Origin of the sequence: Campylobacter sp. BCW_6467 (genome assembly GCF_001762855.1) — a bacterium.
GTDB lineage: Bacteria > Campylobacterota > Campylobacteria > Campylobacterales > Campylobacteraceae > Campylobacter_D > Campylobacter_D jejuni.
The window spans coordinates 25,107-48,341 of sequence record NZ_MJXP01000042.1; the positions used below are offsets into that span (position 1 = coordinate 25,107).

Genomic DNA, 23,235 nt, shown 5'->3' on the forward strand with positions numbered 1-23,235 from the left:
AAGGCTTAGAATAAATCTTGCACCTTCTATACGGATGGTGGAAGCGAGGGGAATCGAACCCCTGTCCAAAAATAATCCCACAAAGACCTCTACATGCTTAGCAAAGATGACTACTTCACCCTACTTCGCTCATCTTCCAAAACTCAAAAGCAAGGCTAAGACTTTATTTCACCTCAACGCTTGTCAAACACAAGGCTACACTATCAAAAATGACCGAAAATTAAGCTAGATAGTATGACTTAAATTTCAGGCTCAACTGAACTTACGCAGCTTTAGCGTAAGCAGGAGCGAATTTAACGTTGTTTGCGTTTAATTTTATTTGGGCTTTTTACGCTTTGCCCAAAGCGACATGCCATCTAAGCAGACTTACTCCTGTCGAAGCCAAGTCGCTCCCTTATTTAGAAATAATATTTGGAACATTAACAATTAAAGGATTAAAAACCGCTAAAACAGAATCATCATTTTCATATGAACGACAATATTTTTCAAACTGATCGCTCATCAAAAGCATCCAATCCGTAAATTCATCACTAGCAGGTCCGTTAAAGCGATTTGCTTGCACCATCATCTCTTCACAAAATACACAAAAATCAGTCACTTCTTCAAGATTTAAACGTCTTGCTGCCCAAGCGGTATTGTGTGCTAAAGTTTCAAGCTCTTTTATAGCTTCTTTATAACGCACACTATCGCTTCCAAGCTTGATGATTAAAGGTTCAAACCTATCGCACATGGTTCTAAAAAATTGTAAAAATTTTTCTATATCGTCAATTTCATAATCTAATTCTAATTTTGTTAAAATTCCCATTTTTAAACCATAATCATTAAAGTTTAATGTAAATTCTAGCAAATTTTAGCTAAAATCTTATTTTAATTTTTCCAAAATATAAGCAAAGATATGGATAGAATAGTAGAAATAGAAAAATACTCCTTTGATGAAACTTACGAAACTTCGTTGCGTCCTTCAAATTTTGATGGTTATATAGGTCAAGAAAGCATTAAAAAAAATTTAAATGTCTTTATAGCTGCAGCTAAAAAACGCAATGAATGTTTAGATCATATACTTTTTAGCGGTCCTGCAGGACTTGGAAAAACAACACTAGCTAATATCATCTCCTATGAAATGGGTGCAAATATCAAAACAACCGCCGCTCCTATGATAGAAAAAAGCGGGGATTTAGCCGCTATTTTAACCAATCTTAGTGAAGGAGATATACTTTTTATTGATGAAATTCATCGCTTAAGCCCTGCTATCGAAGAAGTGCTTTACCCTGCAATGGAGGATTACCGCCTTGATATTATCATAGGTAGTGGTCCAGCCGCCCAAACCATAAAAATCGATTTGCCAAAATTTACTCTTATAGGAGCTACAACGCGTGCAGGTATGCTTAGTAATCCTTTGCGAGATCGTTTTGGTATGCAATTTAGATTAGAATTTTACAAAGATAGCGAACTTGCTCTCATCTTGCAAAAAGCAGCTTTAAAACTTAATAAAACTTGCGAAGAAAAAGCCGCACTTGAGATCGCTAAAAGAAGTCGTTCAACCCCTAGAATAGCTCTAAGGCTTTTAAAAAGGGTAAGAGATTTTGCTGATGTTAATGATGAAGAGATTATCACAGAAAAAAGGGCTAATGAGGCCTTAAATTCTTTAGGAGTGAATGAGCTTGGTTTTGATGCGATGGATTTAAGATATCTTGAACTTTTAACTGCTGCTAAACAAAAACCTATCGGACTTGCAAGCATTGCTGCGGCTTTAAGCGAAGATGAAAATACCATAGAAGATGTAATCGAACCTTATTTACTAGCTAATGGCTATATAGAACGCACTGCAAAAGGGCGTATAGCTAGTACAAAAAGCTATAGTGCTTTAAAATTAAACTATGAAAAAACTTTATTTGAGGAGTAAATTTTGCAAAATGGAAAATTCTTTCTTATAAGCTTTATTTTAGTTATTTTATTTCTTTTGCTTTATCTTTTTAAAGGTTTTTTACTTGTAATTATCATAGCTAGTTTAATGGCGGTAGCTACCTCAAATATCAATGCGAAATTTTTAAATCTTACTAAAGGGCATAAATTTTTAGCTTCCATTCTTACAACAACTTGTATGGTTTTGCTTTTCTTTGCACCTTTTGTTTATGCTATGATAGAACTTGCCAAAGCTTTAAAAAATTTTGATATTAATTTAGTCACACAAACACTTGATTATGTCAAAAACTATCAATTTACCTTGCCTGAAAGCTTTAATTTTTTAGAACCTAAAATCAAAGAATTTTTAGCTTCTATAGATTTAAATAGCATTTCTAAACAAATTCTAAGTTATGCTTCAAGTTTTACAAAATCAGGAGCTAAATTTCTTATAGATATGGTTTTAATTTGCGTATTTTATTTCTTTGCAAATCTATATGGAACAGAACTTGTTATCTATCTTAAATCCATCATTCCCATTGATAAAAAAGAACTCGATGATGTTTTAAGCGAAGTGGGTAATGTTATGGCTGTTGTGCTTTACTCTATGGTAATTGTAGCAATATTTCAAGGTGCACTTTTTGGTTTAATTACAATGTTTTATGGTTATGATGGAATTTTAATGGGAGTAATTTTTGCTGTAAGTTCTCTCATACCTGCTATAGGAGGAGCTTTAATTTATGTGCCTGTAAGTCTTTATGAATTTGCCTCAAACAATCTTAACTCAGCTCTTGTTATTTTTATTTATTCTGTAATTGTAATTTCTTTTATAGCAGATACTTTAATCAAACCTTTAATCATCAAATGGATCAACAAAAAACTTGTAAAAACTCCAACCAAAATCAACGAACTTTTAATTTTCTTGGCTATGATAGCAGGAATTTCTACCTTTGGTTTTTGGGGTATTATACTAGGTCCTGCGATTTTAACCTTTTTTGTATCAACTTTAAGAATGTATGTGATTTTAAAAGATAAGAATTTAATTTAACTTGCCTTAAAAAAGGCAAGTTTTATGTTCTAGGCTTTTGGACCTATCATTTTAGTAGGATCAACAAATTTATTGAAATCTTCTTCGCTAACCAAACCAAGCTCCATTGCGCTTTCTTTTAAAGAAATACCTTTTTTATGGGCATTTTTGGCTACTTTAGCAGCGTTTTCATAACCTATGTGTGGATTTAGAGCGGTAACTAGCATTAAAGAATTATGAAGATTATGATCGATTTTTGCACGATTTGGTTCTATGCCTACAGCACAATGGATATTGAATGAATGCATAGAATCAGCCAACAAATCAAGACTTTGCAAGAAATTATAAATAATCACAGGCTTAAACACATTAAGCTCAAAATTTCCTTGACTTGCTGCAAATCCAATAGCTGCATCATTTCCCATCACTTGTACAGCAACCATAGTAATAGCTTCGCACTGGGTAGGATTTACCTTACCTGGCATAATCGAACTTCCTGGCTCATTTTCAGGGATGATAAGCTCACCAAGACCGCATCTTGGGCCTGAAGCTAACCATCTTATATCATTTGCAATTTTCATTAAATTTGCAGCCAAACCCTTCATTGCTCCATGAGTGAAATTGATCGCATCATGACTTGTTAAAGCATGAAATTTATTTGGACTTGAAACAAATTTCGTACCTATAAGTTGAGTTAGTTCTTCACTTACTTTTTGGCTTAATTCTGGATGCGCATTAAGCCCTGTTCCTACTGCGGTTCCTCCTATAGCAAGTTCTCTTAAAGTTGGTAAAGAAGCGATGATTTGCTCTTTTGAATGCAAAAGCATAGAAAGATATCCACTAAATTCTTGTGCTAGAGTAAGTGGCGTAGCATCTTGTAAATGCGTGCGTCCTATCTTGATAATACCATCAAATTCTTTTACTTTTTTTTCAAAAGTTGCAATAAGCTCATCAAGCGCAGGGATGAGCTTTTTCTCTACTTGCTCAACCGCAACAATACTCATAGCAGTTGGAAAAGTATCATTTGAACTTTGACTCATATTAACATGATCATTTGGATGTACAAGCTTTTCTTTTCGAAAATCTCCGCCCATGATTTCAGTGGCACGATTTGCAATAACTTCATTCATATTCATATTGCTTTGCGTACCTGAACCTGTTTGCCAAATCGCAAGTGGAAAATTATCATCAAATTTACCTGCGATAATCTCATCACAAGCTTGAACTATAGCATTTTTTTTAGCATCATCAAGTTTGCCAAGTTTGTTATTGACTAAAGCTAAAGATTTTTTAAGATTTGCAAAAGCATAGATTAAAACCTTTGGCATTTTCTCACAACCGATTTTGAAATTTTCAAAACTTCTTTCAGTTTGAGCTCCCCAATATTTGTCATTTGGGACCTTAACTTCACCCATGGTATCATGTTCAACTCTGTATTCCATAGTGTTTCCTTTCTAGAAATATTGTTAGAATTATTTAAGCAAAAATAAGCATAAAATTAGCTTATAATTTAAAATTTATTTATAATTTTTGAAGTATTTGAAAGTTATGTGCAGTTTCTTTAAACTGCACGGATTATTCCACTGTTACGCTTTTAGCCAAATTTCTTGGCATATCCACATCATTACCAAGTCTTATAGAAATTTCCATTGCTAAAAGTTGAGTAATTACCATCATTTCAAAAAATTCACACATATAATGATCTTGCTCATTGGTTTTTATAAAATCATCACTCAAATCAAATTCTAAAGGCGAAATGCTAAGCACTGTAGAATCCCTAGCAATAAGCTCTTCAACATTTGATTTTGTTTTTTCATAAAGCATATGCTTTGGCATTAAAGCTATAGTATAAAGTTTAGAATCAGCCAGAGCAATAGGGCCATGTTTCATCTCTCCTGCAGGATAACCCTCAGCGTGAAGATAAGATAATTCTTTAAGTTTTAAAGCTCCTTCTAAGGCCAAAGGATAAAACACATCTCTACCTATAAAGAAAAAGCCATGTCCATCTAAATAACGCTTGGATAAACGATGAATTTTTTCATGTAAAGCCTGTTTTACACTCACACAATTTGGAGTATGTAAAAGCGCTTTAATTTCAGCAGAAACATTTAAATTTCTTTTTTGTGCCATAAAAATAGCAAGCATCCAAAGTGTTAAAACCTGAGTGGCAAAAGCTTTAGTTGAAGCAACTCCTTTTTCTATGCCCGCACGAGTTAAAAGGCTTAGATGTGCTAAACGCACTATATTAGAATTATCCACATTACAAATTGCAAAAGTCTTAGCACCCTGCTCTTTTGCAATCTTTAAAGCCTCTAAAGTGTCTGCTGTTTCTCCACTTTGAGAAATAACGATAAATAAAGAATCTTTTTTTATAATTGCTTCACGGTAGCGAAATTCACTTGCAATTTCTACTTTAGCTTTAACTTTAGCAATTCTTTCAAACAAATAAGCACTTGCCATTGCAGCATGATAGCTTGTTCCACAAGCACAAAGCGTGATTTCATCTACTTGACTTAAATCTTCATTGTTTAGCTCATCAAAAACGACTTCATCGCCTTGAATACGTCCCATTAAAACTTCACTCATCACGCGACTTTGTTCATAAATTTCTTTTTCCATAAAAAAGCGAAAGCCGTCTTTTTTTGCATAAGCCTTATCGCCTGAAAACTTAGAAAAACAAAGTGATTTTAAAACATCATTTTCATAAACGACAAGCTCATCTTTACTCGCGTATCCCAAGCTTAAATCTTCAAGATACATTACCTCATCACAACTTCCTATCAAAGGTGCATCACCTGAAGAAAAATACCATTCTTTATTTGCATTTTTACCGATAATCAAAGGAGCAGCATTTTTTGCAAAATACACATGATGGGGATCTTTTTTTGTTACTAACAAAGTAGCAAAAGCACCGCGAAGTTCTTTGATGGTTTTTTGCCAAGCTTCAAAAACTCCCAAATTTCTTGCATAAAATTCAAAAAGCTGGACAATAACTTCAGTATCTGTTTGGCTTAAAAAACTCACGCCTTCTTTTTCAAGTTTATCTTTGATTTCTTTATAATTTTCTATAATACCATTGTGAATCACGCAAGAATACTGTCCTAAATGAGGATGTGCGTTGATTTCAGTAGGCTTACCATGAGTTGCCCATCTTGTATGACCTATAGCAAAACCATAACCTTGACTTTCAAAATCCATGCATTTATTCGCCAAATTTTCAAGTTTTCCTACAGCTTTAAAAAAACTAAGCTCTCCTTCTTGCATCACTGCCATACCCGCACTATCATAGCCACGATATTCTAATTCTTTAAGTCCATTTAGTATAATTTGTTTTTTTTCATTATTTCCTATATAGCCTACAATTCCACACATTTTTTACTCACTTATTAATAAATTAACTAACTTTTGCTCGCTATGTTCTAATTTTTCATTCTTTTGAAAAATAAAAATATTACGCGTCCTTTGTCTTATGGTTTGAATTTTTGCTGCACATAAAACAAGTTCAAGTTCATTAAAAACATTCATCAAATACGCCATTAAACCTTGCTGATCTTTGGTATTAAGACCTAATTTGGCATACATTTTAGAATAGTTTAAGTCTAATTTTAACTCATCTTTTTTAATGACTGGCTTTTTAATTTTTTTCAAATTAAAACCAGAAAGATTTGAATTTAAAAGCTCGCAAAGTTTTAGTTTTTGCTCATCGCTGATAATATTATCATATTCAAATCTTAAATAAATTTTATCATCAAAAAGTTCAAAAAAATTCATGAAAATAAGATTTAAATTTGTTAAAGAACTTAAAATAATGGCAATATTAAAATGAAGTGGTGCAACAATTTGCAAACTAAGATTTGTTTCATTACTAAACCAAAATTTAAAATCATTTTCTTTGGCTAATTTAGAAATCATAACAATATCTTCAAAAGTATTTTTTATAATAAAAAGATTTGATTTGATATGTATGATTTTATCTTGCAAAATTTCATCTTGCTCTAAAAAAATCTTACTTCTTTTAAGTGTTAATTCTTTTTTTACTCTTCTTGCGCTTTCTTCAAGTAGATTTTCATCTTCAAAACCTTGTTTTGCATTTTCTAAAAGTTTATCAAGAACTCTAAAATAAAAAGCATTGTAATTTAAAGCCTTAGCCTTTAGCCAAGTTAAAGTGTATAAAAGCTCTAAATTTTTTAAATTTTCTAGTTTAGAAACCAAGCTACTTACAACAATAGGATTATATATATCTTCTTTTTCTACAAGATCTTTTAAGGCATTATTGTTTTTAAATATTTTAAGACCCCATTCTAAAATTTCATTCTTTAAATCAAATTTGGAGCAATACGCTCTATATATGCCTGCTAAAGAAATTTCATTTTCACTTTCTATAGCGCTTAAAAGTATCACAAGCTTTAAAATCATTTTTTCATCGGTTTTAAGTTTTTGGAGTATCTCAAGCTCATCTTCGTATTTTTCAAATTCACTTAACATAAGAAAAACTTGCTCATCAAAACTATAATTTCCTTCTTCATCACTTAAAAAACGAACTGTCCAAAAAGGCTTGCATAAATCTTTTAAAATTCCACTATCAAGCAAAAGCTTTAAAACACAAAAACTATGCCTTTTATAAAAAATTTTCTCAAAAAGCATTAAAGCTTTTTCTATATCTTTTTTACCGTATTTCAATCTTCTTAGGGCAAAAACCAAGTTAAGATCGAAAATAACCTGTTTATCTTCAAGTTTTAATAAGTATTCTAAAACTTCCACAAGAGTTTTAAATTTATATTCTTGTTTAAGAGTATGATTTAATCCATCTTGAATTTGCTTTGCTAAAAAGTGTGTATAAAAACCTATAGTATGCATACTTTGCAAAGCCTTTTGAACCAACAACTCATTTGCTCCAAAATGTTTTTTAGCTTTTTTATACATTAATTCACTCAAGTCATGAACATTAATAAGTAAAAACTCATCCTCATCTTTAGCACTTAATAAATTCATCGCTGATTTTAAAGAAAGTAAAAAGTCTCCAGCTAAACGTAACTCGCTTAAATTTTTTTCATCTATAAAATTTAAAGCATAATTTTTTGGAGAAGTCTTAAAAAGAACAAGCAAACCCTCTAAGGATCTTAAATGATTTAATCCGCCAAAATCTTTTAAGATATTAAATTCTTGCTTTATAAATGGAATATCAAATTCTTTAAAATTTTCTAGCAAAAGCTTGGCAAAATCATTTTTATTTTCTTTTAAAATACTCTCAAATTTTGTCTTAATCCCTTTAAATAAAATCCTAGAACCACATATGAAACGAGTTTGTATTATAGAAGTCTTAAGCTCATTGCTAGCATTATAAAGTCCATTAAATTCTAAGACAACCGAATTAATTTGCAAATGCGCATCATTTAAAATTTCAATAAAAGCCTTAATCATAGGTTTTAAATGAAAAGCCTTAATATCTTTATAAACAAAAATCAAAGAAATACTTTCATTAAAACAAAGACTATTGTTTGCATATGCTTTGCTTGCTAAAACACAAAAAGGGATATTATCACTTGGAGGTGAAAAATCATCAAAATAATCTTTAAGAACTATATCATAAGCTTTTTTTATGAAATTATCCATATTTTTAGAATGATATAAGCTAAACGCCCCTTGCTTAAGAAAAAATTTTCTACAACTTTGGGTATAGGAACTAAGATTTTTTTTAAAAATTTCTAATTCTTTATTTAACAAAATTTCCACTCTCTTTAAATTTTAATATTTTAATAATAATCTTAACAAAAATATCTTTTATTTTGGCTTTTTCTATAAACTCTTTTTCAGTAAGCAAAAATTATAATGCTTTATTTAAAAACAGCAAAAGAGTAAAATTAAAATGAAAAATTTAATTACCAAACTAGAAAATGAAGAAAGATTAAACCAAAAAGAAGCCAATGCACTTTGGGATTTAGATCTTTTTACCCTAGGCAAATACGCTCACAAAAAACGCACTAAACTTCATGGAAAAAAAGTCTATTTTAATATCAATCGTCATATCAATCCAACTAATATCTGTGCAGATACCTGTAAATTTTGTGCCTTTTCAGCACACCGAAAAAATCCTAATCCTTATTTGATGACTCATGAAGAAATCATGAAAATTGTTGATGAAACCGTAAAACGAGAAACTAAAGAAGTGCATATCGTTTCAGCTCACAACAAAGATACAACTTGGCAGTGGTATTTAGAAATTTTTAAAATGATAAAAGAAAAATATCCCAATCTTCATGTAAAAGCTATGACTGCTGCTGAGATTGATTTTTTACATCGCCGTTTTAAAATGAGCTATGAAGAAGTGATAGAAAAAATGCTTGAATACGGCGTTGATTCTATGCCTGGGGGTGGAGCTGAAATTTTTGATGAAGAAGTGCGTAAGAAAATTTGTCATGGAAAAGTTAGCAGTGAAAATTGGCTTAAAATTCATAAACTTTGGCATGAAAAAGGCAAGCAAAGTAATGCTACCATGCTTTTTGGGCATATAGAAGAAAGACATCACAGGATCGATCATATGTTAAGACTGCGTGATCTTCAAGATCAAACCGGTGGATTTAATGCTTTTATCCCTCTAGTTTGGCAAAGGGATAATAGCTTTATACAAACTGATAAAATCATGGATAGTGAAGAAATTTTAAAAACCATTGCCATTGCTCGTTTAGTGCTTGATAATATTAAAAATATCAAAGCTTACTGGGCAACAATGACTTTAAATTTAGCCATGGTAGCACAAGAATTTGGAGCTAATGATTTAGACGGTACCATAGAAAAAGAAAGCATACAGAGTGCAGGTGGTGCAAAATCTGCTAAAGGCACAAGTTTAAAAACTTTTATCGATATGATAAAAACTTCAAATCTTATTCCTGTAGAACGCGATAGTTTATATAACGAGCTAAAAACCTACTAAGGAGAAAAAATGGACTTTTTTAAACTCAAAGAAAACAATACGAGTTTTAAAGCCGAAGTTATAGCAGGGCTTACTACTTTTTTGGCTATGGTTTACATTATCCCTGTAAATTCTAGCATAGTAGGAAATACAGGAATGCCTATAGAAGCTTTAATCACCGCAACAGCTTTAATCACCATAGTTGCAAGTGCTTTTAATGCTTTTTTTGCCAATACTCCTGTAGCTATGAGTGTTGGAATGGGTTTAAATGCTTATTTTACCTTTGCAGTTTGTTTAGGTCAAAACATAGCTTGGCAAAGCGCCTTAGGAGCTGTTTTTATTTCAAGTATTATTTTTCTCATACTTTCTTTTACGCATTTTCGCCTTTGGGTAATCCGCAATATCCCAAAAGATTTACGTCTTGCAATTTGTGCGGGCATAGGTTGCTTTATTGCATTTTTAGGCTTAAGTCAAATGGGTGTGATAATGCATAATAAAGATACTTTAGTCAGCATAGGAAATTTCAAAAGCCCCCATGTGTTTTTTGGAATTTTTACCCTAGCTTTAATCATCTTTTTTTGGGCTATAAAACTTCGCGGAGCTTTTATTTTGGGGGTATTAGCAAGCTCTATTATCGCTTGGATTTTTCATTTAGATAATGCAAGTTTTCCTGTGCAAATCTTTTCTTTGCCAAATTTTAGCATGGAAAATGGTTTAGGAGCCATCTTTTTACAACTTGATATCAAAAGTGCCTTAAATATTACTATGATACCTATAATTCTTACTTTTTTTATCACTCAACTTTTTGATAGTATAGGAACTATCACAGGTGTGGGTGAAAGAGGAAAGATTTTTGATGATCCCAAAAATGGAGAAAAAAAACTAAGCAAAACCTTAATGGCAGATGCAACAGGATCAGCCTTAGGAGCTATGACAGGTACTTCTACAGTTACTGCTTTTGTAGAAAGCACTACAGGGGTTGAAAGCGGAGGAAGAACGGGGCTTGCAGCTTTAGTTGTAGCTATTTGTTTTGCTTTTACACTTTTTTTACTGCCACTTTTTAAAGCCATTCCTGCAAACGCAATATACCCCGTACTTGTAATGGTTGGAATTTTAATGTTTATGGAAGTTAAAAATATAGATTTTAAAGATAGTGCTATAGCTGTAGCAAGCTTTTTTACTATTATCATGATGCCTTTTACTTACTCCATTACCACAGGTTTTGCTTTTGGTTTTCTTTCTTATTTGCTTGTAAGAATTTTTAAACGCGAATGGGATAAAATCAATCTTGGTATTATAGTTTTAAGTTTATTATCTTTGGGTAATTTTTTACTTATAGCACTACATTAAATTAAGGATATATAATGATATTTTACTCCTATGAAGAATTTAAAGAAGATGTAAAAATTCTTGCTAAAGAAATTAAAAAAGATTTTAACCCTGATGCACTTTTAGCTATAGCAAGAGGAGGAATGAGTTTAGGACACTCTTTAGCAGTGGCTTTAAAAACACGTCAGCTTTTTGCTTTAAACTCAATTCATTACGATGATACAAAAAAACTTGATACTATTGAAATTTTTAACATTCCTGATTTAAGCAAGCACAAAAAAATTCTACTCATTGATGATATAGTAGATAGTGGAGAAAGTTTAGTAGAAATAAAAAAAGTTTTGCTTGAAAAATTTCCTCATATAGAACTTAAAATTGCAACCATTTTTTACAAAAAAACTGCTCTTTTGGAGCCTGATTTTAAAGCAAAAGAAGCTACTGAATGGGTGGATTTTTACTGGGATATAAATCTTGATTAAAAATTTGCTATAATTTTACTTTTAAAATTTTTAGGAGTTTTTGCTTGAGAATAAAATTTATATCTTTTATTTTAATTTTTTTTACTATTTTTGCTTTTGCTAAAGAACAAAATTTAGATGATTTTGAACAAGAATACCAAAACTATCAAGTAAACGATCCGCTTTCAGGATATAACAAAGCTATGACAAGCTTTAATGTGGCTTTGTATGATTATGGTTTGCGTCCCGTTCTTAAGGGCTATAACGCCATCACCCCTGAATTTATAAGATTAGGGGCAAGAAATTTCTTTGATAATTTACTTGCTCCTTTGCGTTTTGTAGGCAATGTTTTGCAGTTTAAATTTGAAGAAGCTGGAGAAGAATTTAAAAGATTTACTGCCAATACCATTATGGGCTTTGGTGGACTTATGGATGTGGCATCAAAAATGGGTCTTAAAAAACATCCCGCGGACTTAGGAACCGTTTTGGCTCACTGGGGCGTAGGAAGCGGTTTTCATATTGTCTTACCTATACTTGGCCCTAGTAATCTTAGAGACACTCTTACTTTACCTGCAACTTGGTATGCAAGTTTTACCGCTTACATTGATCCTACTTGGGCAAGTATAGCTATAAGTGCTTATGGATTTGGTAATGAACTTAGTTTTAGACTTGATGAAATTGATGAAATTTATCACAACACGCCTAATTTATATCCATTCTTGCGGGATGCTTACGAGCAAAGACGCAATGAACTTAGCAAATAAAGGAAAATAATGAAAAAAATATTTCTAATCTTGGCTTTATTTTTTAATGCTTTTGCCTTACAACTAGATGAAATTTCTAGTACTATGCAAAAAAACATTGATGCAAGCTTAAAACTTTTACAAGATAGCAAAGAAGATAAAAAACAAGCTGCTGATGGAATTTTTAAACTTTTTGATAGTATAATAGATTATAAACTCATGGCAAAACTCAGTCTTTCGAAAAATTATTCTAAATTAAATCCAAAAGAACAAGAAAAATTTACCACAGCCTTTGAAGCAAGTCTTAAAAAAAGTTTTACCGATAAACTCAGTCTTTATAAAGATCAAGTTTTAAAGGTCAAAAATGGTGAGTTAAAAAATGAAAAACGCTATTTTTTAACCACTTCTATGGTAGTAGATGGGGAAGAAAAAAATATCATTTTCAAATTTTACAATGATAATAACAACTGGCTTATTTATGATGTAGATGTTTTAGGTGTGAGTATAGTACAAACTTATAGATCGCAATTTGGAGATATTTTAGCCAACCAAGGCTTTGATGCCCTACTTCAAAAACTTGAAAGTATTGTCATAGAATAATGTTTGCAAAGCTTTTAAAGTTTTTTATTTCTCGTCCAAAAAGTACTTTTTTTGGAACCTTATTTATATGCCTGTTTTTAAGCTTTTTTGCTTTTAAGCTTAGCGTAGATGCAAGTGCTGAAAGTTTGCTTTTAGAAGATGATGCAGATTTAAAAACTTTTAGAGAAATTTCAAAACATTATAAAAGTGATAATTTTTTACTTTTAGCCTTTAAACCCTATGATGAAAAACCTTTTTCAAATGAAAATTTAGCCAAATTAAAAAAACTTCATGAAGAATTAGAAAAAGCCCCTTTAGTAGAACGCGTTTTTAGTATCATCAATGCCCCTTTGCTTCAAAGTTCAAAAAATACGGATTTAAAAGAACTTTTAAAAAATATCCCAAACATAGAAAGCCAAGATATAAACCGCACAAAAGCCCAAAATGAAATTTTAAATAGTCCCTTTTATAAAAATAATATCATCTCAAAAGATGGAAAAGTAACAGGGCTTATTATTTACTTAAAGCCTGATACAGTTTATAATGATCTTGTAGAAAAACGCGATCTTGCTACCAATGAAAAAGAAAAAGATCGAATTCGTCTTGCCATAAAAGAACATCAAGACAAGCAAAAAGTTATCACGAAACAAAGTCTAGATACTATTAAAAGCATAGTTCGAAATTATGAAAAAAATAAAGATACGCTCTACCTTGGTGGCGTAAGCATGATCGCTGATGATATGATAGCTTATATAAAATCTGATCTTGTGCTTTATGGTGTTTCTCTTGTATTTTTACTGGGATTTGCACTTTATTATTTTTTCCGTTCATGGCGTTTTGTTTTTTTACCTCTTTTTATTTGTTTTATAAGCTTAAGTGCGGCTAGTGGAGTTTTTGCACTTTTAAATTTTCAAATCACGGTTATTTCATCAAATTACGTTGCTTTAGTTTTAATTATCACCTTAAGTGTAGTTGTTCATTTGATCACGCATTTTATCGAAAGCACCCAAAATCATCCCAAAGCTAAAGTTGAGCGCATAGTGCTTGAAACCTTACTAGCCAAAGCAAATCCTAGCCTTTATGCCATTGTTACAACGATGATAGGATTTTTTTCTTTAATCCTATCAAATATCGAACCTATCATAAAACTTGGTATTATGATGAGTATAGGTATAGGTTTAGCTCTTATCTTTAGTTATTTATTTTTAGCAAGTATCTTGGTTCTTTTAAAACCAAAAAATTATCATAAAAAAGAGTTTAAATTTAATCTTTTAGCCTTTTGTGCTAAAACCGCTCTTGATCCTAAAAAGCGTCGCATGATTTATGGAATTTCAGTTCTTGCTATAATCTTAGCTTTAATAGGCATTTCAAAACTCAGAGTTGAAAATTCTTTTGTCAATTATTTCAAAGATGGTAGCGAAATCAAAAAAGGACTTTTGGTTATTGATAAAAATCTAGGTGGAACCTTGCCTTTAGAAGTGATTATTCGTTTTCCAAATAATAAAAACGATCAAAATATAAGCGATGCACTTGATAGTTTTGAAAGTGAATTTGAAAATTTAGCCACACAAGAAACTTATTGGTTTGACTCTAAAAAAACACGCATTGCAAAAAAAGTTCATGAATTTTTAGAAAACAAAGAATTTGTAGGTTCGGTTTTAAGTCTTAATAGTCTTTTAACCCTAGGGAAAAATATCAACGATGGAAAAGAGTTAGATGATTTTGCCCTTGCATTTTTAAATGAGAATTTACCTGCTAAATTTAAACAAGACTTGCTTTCGCCTTTTGTAAGTATAGAAAATAACGAGTTAAGATTTAGTATGCGTATTGTTGACTCTGATCCGAATTTAAGACGTAATGAGTTTTTAATAGATCTTAAAAAACAGCTCAACGAGCTTGTAAAAAACGATGGAGTAGAAGTACAAATCACAGGTATAATGGTGCTTTATAATAATATGCTTCAAAGTCTTTTTTCATCGCAATTTGATACTCTTATATTTGTAATTTTAACTATTTTTATACTTTTTATCATTGTTTTTAGAGATTTAAAATTTTCAGTTGCAGCCATATTAGTAAATGTTATTCCTTTAAGCGTGGTTTTTGCTCTTATGGGGCTTTTAGGTATTCCTTTGGATATGATGAGTATTACTATAGCTGCTATTGCTATAGGTATAGGCGTTGATGATGCCCTGCACTATATTTATCGTTTTGGGGAAGAAATTAAAAACAAAAGCCTAGAAGAAGCCATTATGATTTCTCACCTTAGTATAGGTTCGGCACTTTATTATACCACCATTAGCATAGTTTTAGGTTTTAGTGTTATGATGAGTAGCAATTTTATTCCAACAATTTATTTTGGAATTTTAACCGTTTTTGTAATGATTTTGCTTTTAAGTGGAAGTTTGTTCTTATTACCAAGCTTTTTAATCACTATTTATTCTAAGAAAACCAAGTTTCCAAACCAACATAAAGAGCATATATTAAAACAATAATAGCTATATATTTTAAAAAATTTTTCATTTTTATCCTTTATTTAAAATCTTTAAAATGATTTTTGCAAGCTCTAAAGCTTTAAAACGATGAGAGATATTATTCTTCTCATCCACGCTAAGTTGGGCTAAGGTTTTATCAAAACCCTTTGGAATAAAAAGGCTATCATAACCAAAACCATTTTCACCTTTTTCTGTATCTATTACTTTTCCATGCATGGTTCCATGCGTACTAAATTCCCCCATCAAACCTACCATAGCAATAGCAGCAACATAATGTGCCCTGCTTTGTTTAAAACCTTTTTTTATCATTTCATTGACAAGTTTATCACGGTTACTTTTATCATCGCCCTTACCGCTAAATCGAGCAGAATAAATTCCTGGATTTCCTTCTAAAATATCTACGCAAATGCCGCTATCATCACTTAAAGCGATAAAATCTTTTTTTTGCTTTTCATCCAAAGTATTAAAAACCGCTCTTGCTTTAATCAAAGCATTTTCTTTAAAAGTTTTTCCATTTTCTTCAATCTCAAAAGGCGTTAAAACTTCATCAAAAGCATAAATTTCAAAATCTTTTAAAATTTCTTTAAGTTCTAAAACCTTATGCTTATTGCTCGTAGCTAAGATAATCTTCATAACAAAAGCTCCAAAATAATATCAAAAACAAAAATATGATTTTATAAAATTTATCCTTGTGCGTAGCTTTTAAATATCAAATGATAAAACGATGTTAATCAACGCTTAATCCATTTCATAGTAAAATTATCCTAATTTAAATTTCAAATTTAATAGGAAATTGATAATGCTAAATAATGTCTTACCCTTATCTTTCATAGTTGGAACAAGATTTTTTGGGCTTTTTATAGTTTTGCCAGTTTTAAGTCTTTATGCTTTAAAACTTGAAGGTGCTAATGAATTTTTAGTGGGACTTTTAGTTGGTGTTTATGCCTTAACCCAAATGATTTTACAAATGCCTTTTGGGATTTTAAGTGATAAAATTGGTCGTAAAAAAACCATGCTCATTGGACTGATTATTTTTATAATAGGCTCTTTAATCTGCTCTTTTGCGGAAAATATCTACATCATGCTTTTAGGAAGAATGCTCCAAGGCGCAGGAGCTATTGGAGCTGTGGCTACAGCAATGATAAGTGATTTTATCACAGAAGAAAATCGTGGTAAAGCCATGGCGGTAATGGGTTCTTTTATAGGACTTAGTTTTGCAGCTTCTATGGTGATCTCTCCTTTAATGAGTGCAAAATGGGGTTTATCTAGCCTTTTTGATCTTAGTGCAGCTTTGTCTCTTTTATGTATAATTTTACTTTATACCGTTGTACCTAAAGAAAATAAAATCACTCATGAAAATGAAAAAACTCCTTTTTTCCATCTTATTAAACAAAAAAATTTAGCCCTTATGAATCTTACTAATTTCATGCAAAAAATGCTTATGAGTATAGCATTTTTAAGTATTCCTATTATTCTAGTAAAACATTTAGGCTTTGCTTCTGATAAACTTTGGATTGTTTATAGCGCTTCTATGGTAGCAGGTTTTATCGCTATGGGCTTTGCTGGAAGTTTAGGTGAAAAAAGAGGTTTAGCTAAACAAATTTTACTCTTAGGAATTGTTTTTTTCATACTTTCTTATCTTTTTTTTGCTTTTAGTAATTCTATGGATTTTTTTATCATAGCAGTTGTGATTTTTTTTATAGGTTTTAATTTACACGAACCTATTATGCAAAGTTGTGCATCAAAATTTTGTAAAGTTCATGAAAAAGGCGCAGCATTAGGATTGTTTAATGCTTTTGGATATGGTGGAAGTTTTATAGGTGGTATTATCGGAGGGATATTTTTACATCTAGATGCCTTAAATCTTTTGGCTATTATTTTAGTAATTTTAGCCCTAATTTGGCTTGTGGCATTATTTTTCTTAAAAAATCCAGCTGATTTTAAAAACCTTTATCTACCTTTAGACACACCTTTAAATTTTAGTAGTTTTAGTGAAAATTTAGGGGTTGTAGATATTTATAAAAACTCTAAAAATCTTGTTGTTAAATTTGATAGCAAACTTACAAATAAAAAAGAATTAGAAGAAAAATTATGAAAAAAATATTATTTTTATTCTGTTCTTTTTTTCTAGCTTTTGCAAAACCAAGTCTAGAGATACCCAAGCTCTCAAAACAAGCAAAACAAAACTTTATTTTAGAAAATGTCAAATTTAATTATAATGACACAATATATAAAATTTTTATAGCTAAAAACAAGAATGAAAACTTAAATTATAAATATAAAATCATTTATTTACTCGATGGAAATGCTTTTTTTCCTCTTTTTTAAATCTTTTCAACACTCCTGTCAAAGAAAATCTTTTAATTATTGGAATAGGTTATGATAATAATTTAGCTTTTGACACACAAAAACGCACTAAAGATTATACGCCTACAACAAATTTAAATAAACAAGGTGGAGGTAGTAAAGAATTTAGAAATTTTTTAATAACCCAACTCATCCCTTATATCAACAAAATGTATCCTATTGATTTTAGCCATCGAATTCTCTTTGGACATTCTTTTGGAGGACTTTTTGCCATTGATACACTTCTTTATGATAGTAAGATTTTTAGTCATTATTTTATTATTTCTCCTTCTTTATGGTGGGATAATAGTGAGTTTTTACCTAACATCATAAAATTACAAACTTGCCCTAAAATTTACATCGGATTAGGTTCATTGGAAACAAATTCAAGTATTATCAAAGGTGTAGCTAAGCTCAATGCTCAAAAACTTAGCGAAAAAATATCCAAAGAAACTAATTGTAAAACTCATTTTAAACTTTTTAAAAATGAAACTCATGGAAGTGTCATATCTAAAGCTATGCCGTGGATGAAAAAGTTTCTTGATCTTAATTAATCATTGCTTTTATCATCACTTTTGCCTTGCAATCTGCACAGCAATAAAGTGTTTTGATTTTATTTTCATCATTACCAAATTTAGGCTTCATTAAATTGGCTATTTTTTCTACAGCTTTTTTGGTGGCAAATTCTTTACCACATTCTATACAGGCAAAAAGCTCATCTTTTGCCATGGTTTGATATTCAAAATAAGAAGCTCTAAACTCCATTCCACTACGAACTAATTTTAAAGTATCTTTTTCGGCACAACTTAACTCACAATACCCACAAGTCGTACAAAGAGAAGCATTAAATTTCAAAGCATTTTCTTGTTTATCAGCGATTAAAGCTCCTACATTACAGGCACCCACACAAGAAAGACAAAGCGTACAGGTGTTAGGATTGATTTCTACCTTGCCATAACGCAACCATTCGCCACTTTCTATACTGCCAAAATCTTCATTTTTTATCATTTCTTGCATTCTTTTGGCAAAATTTTCTCTTGTAGTTAAGGTGTTGTTATGAAAATCATATTTTAAATCTTGTATGAATTCTTGCTCTTTTAAAACATTTTGCAATTCTTTTTCATTTTTAGCAACAAAAATAGCTTTTTTTTGAAATTTTCTTTCAAAAAAAGTATTTAAAAGTACAATAGCCTCATTGCTACCACGAGATACAAAGTCCGTATAAAAAACCAAATTTGCTCCACTATTTTGCAAAAGTGTTAAAAAATGCATAGAAGAAAGCCACTTTTCACCCTCTATCATAAAAGGTAAAACATCTTTTGGTAAAGCAAGATTTAAATTTTCTAAAGACATTTTTTTAGGAATGATTAAAATTTTTTTATCTTTATAAAACTCACAAAGGGTAAAAAAACTTTCTCTTGGCATGGGAGCATAATCAAGTGATCCACTAGGACATACACTAATACACCCTCCACAACCCAAACAATCCACTTGAGAAAATTCTAAATGCTTTTTTTCATCATCTTTTAAAATCGCCACAGTAGGACAAATTTCAGCACATTTTGCACAATGCTCACTGCGTCTTTCGTGGTATTGACACACGCTAGCATTATAGCTAATATAAGTTTTATAATGATATTTTGGACTTTTGCTTTGCAAAAACTCTAACAATACTTCAAGATTTTCAAAATTTAAAAGATTATAACATCCACTTTGTCTTGTAAAATCTTTACGCACAACGCTTAAATCCTTAGCTTTAAAAAGCAAAAAATCAAAATCTATTTCCACTTCTTCGCCTTGATTTTTAACCACAGCACAAAGTTCCCCTACACTTCCAAAAACAGCTAAAATTTCTGCACTGCTTAAAGCAATAACCTTAAATCCATGTTCTTTTAAAAACTCTACGGTTTGAGTATCACTATCTACTAAAATCAAACGATTTTTCACTTCTTTGCTTTGTTCCAAATCAAGCCCTAAGTCATAAACGCTAGCTCTTGCTTCATAAAGCGTTAAAACATTTTTACTTTGCTCTAAAATTTCATCTTGAGAATTTTTAAGATAAAAATTAATCTCAGGGGCATAAATTTGTGCTTTTTGATTTTTATCATTGCAAACTAATGCTTCTTTATCATTTGCCTGATCTAAAATTTCAATAGCATCAGGCAAAGGGATTAAAACATCATTTTTTATATAAACAAAATCTTGCATTGTCTTCCTTAATCTCTTTAAAACATCATTTTATAAATTCTATGTTAAAATAACCAAATATTTTCTTAAGGCTTAAGATGAACAAATTGAGAACTTTTCCACAGATTAACACTCTTATTGAAGATGAAAGTTTAAAATCCTATCCTTTTTATATCAAAGCATTTTTTTGTAAAAAAGTTGTCGCAAAACTAAAAGAAAATTTTTCCCAAGATGAAATTTCTAAAGATAAACTACTTTTAGAAATCAAAAAAGAAATCAAAACTTTTTACCGCAAAGATTTACAAAGTGTGATTAATGCAAGTGGAGTCGTTATACACACAAACCTTGGCAGAAGTGTAATCCATGAAGAACTTTATGAAGCGTGTAAAGATATCATTTGTAATTATTCTAATGTAGAGTTTGATTTAGAAAATGGAAAAAGAGGCTCTCGCTATGCTTTGGTGCTAGAAAAACTTAAAATGCTTTTTGAATGCGAAGATGCTTTAGTAGTCAATAACAACGCTGCGGCAGTTTTTTTAGTACTTAATTCTCTTTGTTACAATAAAGAAATCATAAGCTCAAGAGGAGAACTTGTAGAAATTGGTGGCAGTTTTCGCGTGCCTGAAGTAATAAAAGCTGCAGGTGTAAAGCTTTGCGAAGTTGGAACTAGCAACAAAACACACTTAAAAGACTATGAACAAGCTATCAGTGAAAATACCGCTCTAATTTTAAAAACCCACAAGTCTAATTTCTCTCTTATGGGTTTTCACAGTGAAGTAAATATAAAAGATCTACATGAACTAGCAAAAGAAAAAGGACTTTTGAGTTATTATGATCTAGGTTCTGGCTGGTGTGAAAATTTAAATGAAAAACTGATTAAAAATGAACCTAAAATCAAAAAACTCGTGCAAGAATGTGATATTTTAAGTTTTAGTGGAGATAAACTTTTTGGTAGTGTGCAAGCGGGCATTATACTTGGAAAAAAAGAACTCATAGAAAAGCTTAAACAAAATCAACTTTTAAGAATGCTAAGAGTGGATAAATTAACTCTATCTTTTTTAAACGAAAGCTTAAAAGCTTATTTACAAAAAGATTATGAAAAAATTATTACCTTAAAACTTTTAAATGATGACTTATCCTTTATAGAAGAAAAAGCTTTAAGAGTGCAAAAAGAATTAAAATTTCAAACCCAGCTTAAAAAAAGCAAAAGTTTAGTAGGAGGAGGCTCTATGCCTGATAAAAGTTTAGATACTTATATACTGACTTTTCAAGGAGATGCTTTAAAACTACAAACTCGATTTAGAAAAGAAAATATCATAGGACGCATTGAAAATGATGAATTTATTCTTGATTTTAGAACTATACGAGAAAATGAACTTCAAAAACTTATTCTTACAATCAATCAAATGGAAAACTTATGAAATCTGTTATTATTGGAACCGCAGGACATATTGATCATGGAAAAACTTCACTCATTAAAGCTTTAAATGGTTTTGAAGGCGATAGTTTAAAAGAAGAACAAGAAAGACAAATCACCATTAATTTAAGTTTTTCAAATCTTAAATTAAAAGATAAAAACATTTCTTTTATCGATGTTCCAGGACATAAAGATTTGGTTAAAACTATGGTAAGTGGAGCTTTTGGTTTTAGTGTTTGTTTGTTTGTTGTAGATATTAACGAGGGTTTAAAAGAACAAAGTTTAGAACATTTAGAAATTTTAAAAATTCTTGATATTAAAAATATCATTTTAGTGCTTAGCAAATGCGATCTTTGTGAAAATATAGAGCAAAAAAGTGTAGAAATTTTAGAAGAGTTAAAAAATTTAGATTATTCCATTTTAAAAGTATTTCACACCAGTATAAAAAATAATCAAGGCATAGAAGAATTAAAAAATTATCTTTATACCATAGAAAACAAAGAAAACGATGAAGAACTGATTTTTCATTATTATATCGATAGAGTTTTTTCTCTAAAAGGCATAGGAACTGTCGTTACAGGCAGTCTTAATGAAGGAAGCATCACTTTAAATGAAAAAATCATCTGTTTAGACACTCAAAAAGAACTCATTGTTAAAAATATACAAAACCACGATACTAATTTAGAGCAAATCAAAGCTTGTAACCGTGTGGCCTTAAGTTTAAATTGTGATTATAAAGAGTTAAAAAAAGGTTATTTACTAAGTAAAAAAGGTTATTTTAAAGCCTTTAAAGAATGCGATACTTTAGTTAAAGCAAAAAATTTACAAAATAGCAAAATGATTTTTTGCGTGGGTTCAAGACAAATAGAATGCAAAATAAATATATTAAAAAAACTAGAAAATGATGAATTTTTTGTGCATTTTAGTTTTGATAAAAATGTATTTTTAAGTTTTGATGAGGCTTTTATTTTATTACAAAACAATCGTGTTATAGGCGGTGGTAGGGTTTTAAATCCTTTAAGCGAACCTTTAAAAAAAGAACAAAAAAATAAATTTTTAATGTTTTTGAAAAATAAAGATTTTAAAGCGGCTTTTTCCTTCTTAAAAGACGCACACAAATATGGCTTTGGCTTGCTTTCAAGTTATCAAAGATTTAAACTCTCTCATCAAAAAGCATTGAAATTAGCAAAAGAATTAAATCAAGTATTTGTCGATGAAAAAAATCTTAATGTATATCATTTACAAAGTCTAGAAGAAATTAAAAATTTCATCAAATTCATACTTGAAAAAAATCCTTATGCCATGCTTTCAGCACATTCTTTAGCCTTAAGGATTACTTGGGCAAGTGAAAATTTTTGCGAACTCGGACTTAAAGAAATGTCAAATTTATTGGATTTTCAAAATGGAATTTATTTTAAAAAAGGTATAGATTTTGAAAAACTTCAAGAAAAAAATAATAATCAATTATATGAAATTTTAAAAAAACAAGGCATTAAACCCGAAGCTCCTTATAATCTTTATGATTTTTTAGAACTTGATAGAAAAAGCGGAGATAATATACTCAAAAAACTTACCCAAAAAGGCTTGGTTGTAAGACTTTCACACAATCTTTTTATAGAAAAACAAGCTCTTGAAAAACTTATGCAAGAATGTTTAAATTTATTAAAAAATCAAAGTCTTGATGTGCAAAGTATGAAAGAATATTTCAATCTTTCAAGAAAATATGCTATTGCTTATTTAGAATACTTAGACAAATTTCCTCAAGTAAGCAAAGAAGCTGAAAAAAGATTTTTAACAAACATTTAGAAAATCATTATAGAATTAAACATAATTTATTTAAAGGAT

At 30.4% G+C, this 23,235-nt stretch carries 17 protein-coding genes, 1 other RNA gene and 1 pseudogene; 12 read left to right on the plus strand and 7 right to left on the minus strand.

The window, feature by feature from the left end; all coding sequences use genetic code 11:
* Positions 1 to 35 precede the first annotated feature (35 nt).
* Together ssrA and AJ888_RS05605 are read right to left on the minus strand one after the other, a co-directional pair.
* Positions 36 to 394: a transfer-messenger RNA gene (gene ssrA / locus AJ888_RS05600) on the minus strand.
* Positions 395 to 805, minus strand: coding sequence for a hypothetical protein (locus tag AJ888_RS05605; RefSeq protein ID WP_002862036.1), 411 nt, complete (start codon positions 803 to 805; stop codon positions 395 to 397).
* Positions 806 to 895: 90 nt separating this feature from the next.
* Between AJ888_RS05605 and ruvB the strand changes: the two genes are divergently transcribed.
* Both ruvB and AJ888_RS05615 read left to right on the plus strand, forming a co-directional pair.
* Positions 896 to 1,903, plus strand: coding sequence for a Holliday junction branch migration DNA helicase RuvB (gene ruvB / locus AJ888_RS05610; protein ID WP_002862037.1), 1,008 nt, complete (start codon positions 896 to 898; stop codon positions 1,901 to 1,903).
* A gap of 3 nt (positions 1,904 to 1,906) precedes the next feature.
* A complete protein-coding gene (locus tag AJ888_RS05615; RefSeq protein ID WP_002862038.1) occupies positions 1,907 to 2,950 on the plus strand; it encodes an AI-2E family transporter in 1,044 nt (347 codons plus the stop codon).
* 29 nt (positions 2,951 to 2,979) lie between these two features.
* Here the strand turns inward: AJ888_RS05615 and fumC are convergent, their stop codons facing one another.
* The 3 genes from fumC to AJ888_RS05630 form a co-directional block, all read right to left on the minus strand.
* Complete coding sequence (gene fumC / locus AJ888_RS05620; RefSeq protein ID WP_002862039.1) at positions 2,980 to 4,371, minus strand: class II fumarate hydratase; 1,392 nt, start codon at positions 4,369 to 4,371, stop codon at positions 2,980 to 2,982.
* 133 nt (positions 4,372 to 4,504) lie between these two features.
* Positions 4,505 to 6,301 carry a glutamine--fructose-6-phosphate transaminase (isomerizing) gene (gene glmS, locus AJ888_RS05625; protein ID WP_002862040.1) on the minus strand — a complete coding sequence of 599 codons (1,797 nt, stop codon included), beginning with the start codon at positions 6,299 to 6,301 and terminating at the stop codon, positions 4,505 to 4,507.
* A 3-nt stretch (positions 6,302 to 6,304) separates the two neighbouring features.
* Positions 6,305 to 8,653, minus strand: a complete 2,349-nt coding sequence (locus AJ888_RS05630; protein ID WP_002862041.1) for a hypothetical protein — start codon at positions 8,651 to 8,653, stop codon at positions 6,305 to 6,307.
* Positions 8,654 to 8,795: 142 nt separating this feature from the next.
* On the opposite strand from AJ888_RS05630, the gene mqnE reads away from it, so the two are divergent.
* Genes mqnE through AJ888_RS05660 form a run of 6 tightly spaced genes read left to right on the plus strand, consistent with a single transcriptional unit; the run spans position 8,796 to position 15,440 of the window.
* On the plus strand, positions 8,796 to 9,860 hold the full coding sequence (gene mqnE / locus AJ888_RS05635; RefSeq protein ID WP_070296189.1) for an aminofutalosine synthase MqnE: 1,065 nt from the start codon (positions 8,796 to 8,798) through the stop codon (positions 9,858 to 9,860).
* Positions 9,861 to 9,869: 9 nt separating this feature from the next.
* Complete coding sequence (locus tag AJ888_RS05640) at positions 9,870 to 11,189, plus strand: NCS2 family permease (protein WP_002862043.1); 1,320 nt, start codon at positions 9,870 to 9,872, stop codon at positions 11,187 to 11,189.
* Positions 11,190 to 11,203: 14 nt separating this feature from the next.
* Entirely contained in the window at positions 11,204 to 11,647 is a 444-nt protein-coding gene (locus AJ888_RS05645) for a phosphoribosyltransferase (protein WP_002862044.1), read from the plus strand.
* A gap of 44 nt (positions 11,648 to 11,691) precedes the next feature.
* A complete protein-coding gene (locus AJ888_RS05650) occupies positions 11,692 to 12,390 on the plus strand; it encodes a VacJ family lipoprotein (RefSeq protein ID WP_002932912.1) in 699 nt (232 codons plus the stop codon).
* 9 nt (positions 12,391 to 12,399) lie between these two features.
* Complete coding sequence (locus AJ888_RS05655; protein ID WP_002862046.1) at positions 12,400 to 12,969, plus strand: ABC transporter substrate-binding protein; 570 nt, start codon at positions 12,400 to 12,402, stop codon at positions 12,967 to 12,969.
* Positions 12,969 to 15,440, plus strand: a complete 2,472-nt coding sequence (locus AJ888_RS05660) for an efflux RND transporter permease subunit (RefSeq protein WP_002862047.1) — start codon at positions 12,969 to 12,971, stop codon at positions 15,438 to 15,440. The genes AJ888_RS05655 and AJ888_RS05660 overlap by 1 nt, the downstream gene beginning before the upstream one ends.
* Positions 15,441 to 15,470: 30 nt before the next feature.
* On the opposite strand, the gene rdgB is transcribed toward AJ888_RS05660, so the two are convergent.
* A complete protein-coding gene (gene rdgB / locus AJ888_RS05665) occupies positions 15,471 to 16,073 on the minus strand; it encodes an RdgB/HAM1 family non-canonical purine NTP pyrophosphatase (RefSeq protein ID WP_002862048.1) in 603 nt (200 codons plus the stop codon).
* A gap of 166 nt (positions 16,074 to 16,239) precedes the next feature.
* Here rdgB and AJ888_RS05670 point away from each other — a divergent pair, with 166 nt between their 5' ends.
* Together AJ888_RS05670 and AJ888_RS05675 are read left to right on the plus strand one after the other, a co-directional pair.
* Complete coding sequence (locus AJ888_RS05670) at positions 16,240 to 17,535, plus strand: MFS transporter (protein WP_002862049.1); 1,296 nt, start codon at positions 16,240 to 16,242, stop codon at positions 17,533 to 17,535.
* A pseudogene (locus AJ888_RS05675) lies at positions 17,532 to 18,340 on the plus strand (alpha/beta hydrolase). The gene AJ888_RS05670 and the pseudogene AJ888_RS05675 overlap by 4 nt, the downstream one beginning before the upstream one ends.
* Here the strand turns inward: AJ888_RS05675 and AJ888_RS05680 are convergent.
* Complete coding sequence (locus AJ888_RS05680) at positions 18,333 to 19,994, minus strand: 4Fe-4S dicluster domain-containing protein (protein ID WP_002862051.1); 1,662 nt, start codon at positions 19,992 to 19,994, stop codon at positions 18,333 to 18,335. The pseudogene AJ888_RS05675 and the gene AJ888_RS05680 sit on opposite strands and share 8 nt — an antisense overlap.
* Before the next feature lie 77 nt (positions 19,995 to 20,071).
* Between AJ888_RS05680 and selA the strand changes: the two genes are divergently transcribed.
* Entirely contained in the window at positions 20,072 to 21,394 is a 1,323-nt protein-coding gene (gene selA, locus AJ888_RS05685; RefSeq protein WP_002862052.1) for an L-seryl-tRNA(Sec) selenium transferase, read from the plus strand.
* Positions 21,391 to 23,196, plus strand: a complete 1,806-nt coding sequence (gene selB, locus AJ888_RS05690) for a selenocysteine-specific translation elongation factor (protein ID WP_002862053.1) — start codon at positions 21,391 to 21,393, stop codon at positions 23,194 to 23,196. The genes selA and selB overlap by 4 nt, the downstream gene beginning before the upstream one ends.
* Positions 23,197 to 23,235 lie beyond the last annotated feature (39 nt).

Excerpts from the sequence above, each read along its gene's own strand:
- AJ888_RS05605 (WP_002862036.1), bottom strand. The coding sequence starts at position 805 with ATGGGAATTTTAACAAAATTAGAATTAGATTATGAAATTGACGATATA.
- ruvB (WP_002862037.1), top strand. The coding sequence starts at position 896 with ATGGATAGAATAGTAGAAATAGAAAAATACTCCTTTGATGAAACTTAC.
- fumC (WP_002862039.1), bottom strand. The coding sequence starts at position 4,371 with ATGGAATACAGAGTTGAACATGATACCATGGGTGAAGTTAAGGTCCCA.
- glmS (WP_002862040.1), bottom strand. The coding sequence starts at position 6,301 with ATGTGTGGAATTGTAGGCTATATAGGAAATAATGAAAAAAAACAAATT.
- mqnE (WP_070296189.1), top strand. The coding sequence starts at position 8,796 with ATGAAAAATTTAATTACCAAACTAGAAAATGAAGAAAGATTAAACCAA.
- AJ888_RS05640 (WP_002862043.1), top strand. The coding sequence starts at position 9,870 with ATGGACTTTTTTAAACTCAAAGAAAACAATACGAGTTTTAAAGCCGAA.
- AJ888_RS05645 (WP_002862044.1), top strand. The coding sequence starts at position 11,204 with ATGATATTTTACTCCTATGAAGAATTTAAAGAAGATGTAAAAATTCTT.
- AJ888_RS05655 (WP_002862046.1), top strand. The coding sequence starts at position 12,400 with ATGAAAAAAATATTTCTAATCTTGGCTTTATTTTTTAATGCTTTTGCC.
- AJ888_RS05660 (WP_002862047.1), top strand. The coding sequence starts at position 12,969 with ATGTTTGCAAAGCTTTTAAAGTTTTTTATTTCTCGTCCAAAAAGTACT.
- rdgB (WP_002862048.1), bottom strand. The coding sequence starts at position 16,073 with ATGAAGATTATCTTAGCTACGAGCAATAAGCATAAGGTTTTAGAACTT.
- AJ888_RS05670 (WP_002862049.1), top strand. The coding sequence starts at position 16,240 with ATGCTAAATAATGTCTTACCCTTATCTTTCATAGTTGGAACAAGATTT.
- AJ888_RS05680 (WP_002862051.1), bottom strand. The coding sequence starts at position 19,994 with ATGCAAGATTTTGTTTATATAAAAAATGATGTTTTAATCCCTTTGCCT.
- selA (WP_002862052.1), top strand. The coding sequence starts at position 20,072 with ATGAACAAATTGAGAACTTTTCCACAGATTAACACTCTTATTGAAGAT.
- selB (WP_002862053.1), top strand. The coding sequence starts at position 21,391 with ATGAAATCTGTTATTATTGGAACCGCAGGACATATTGATCATGGAAAA.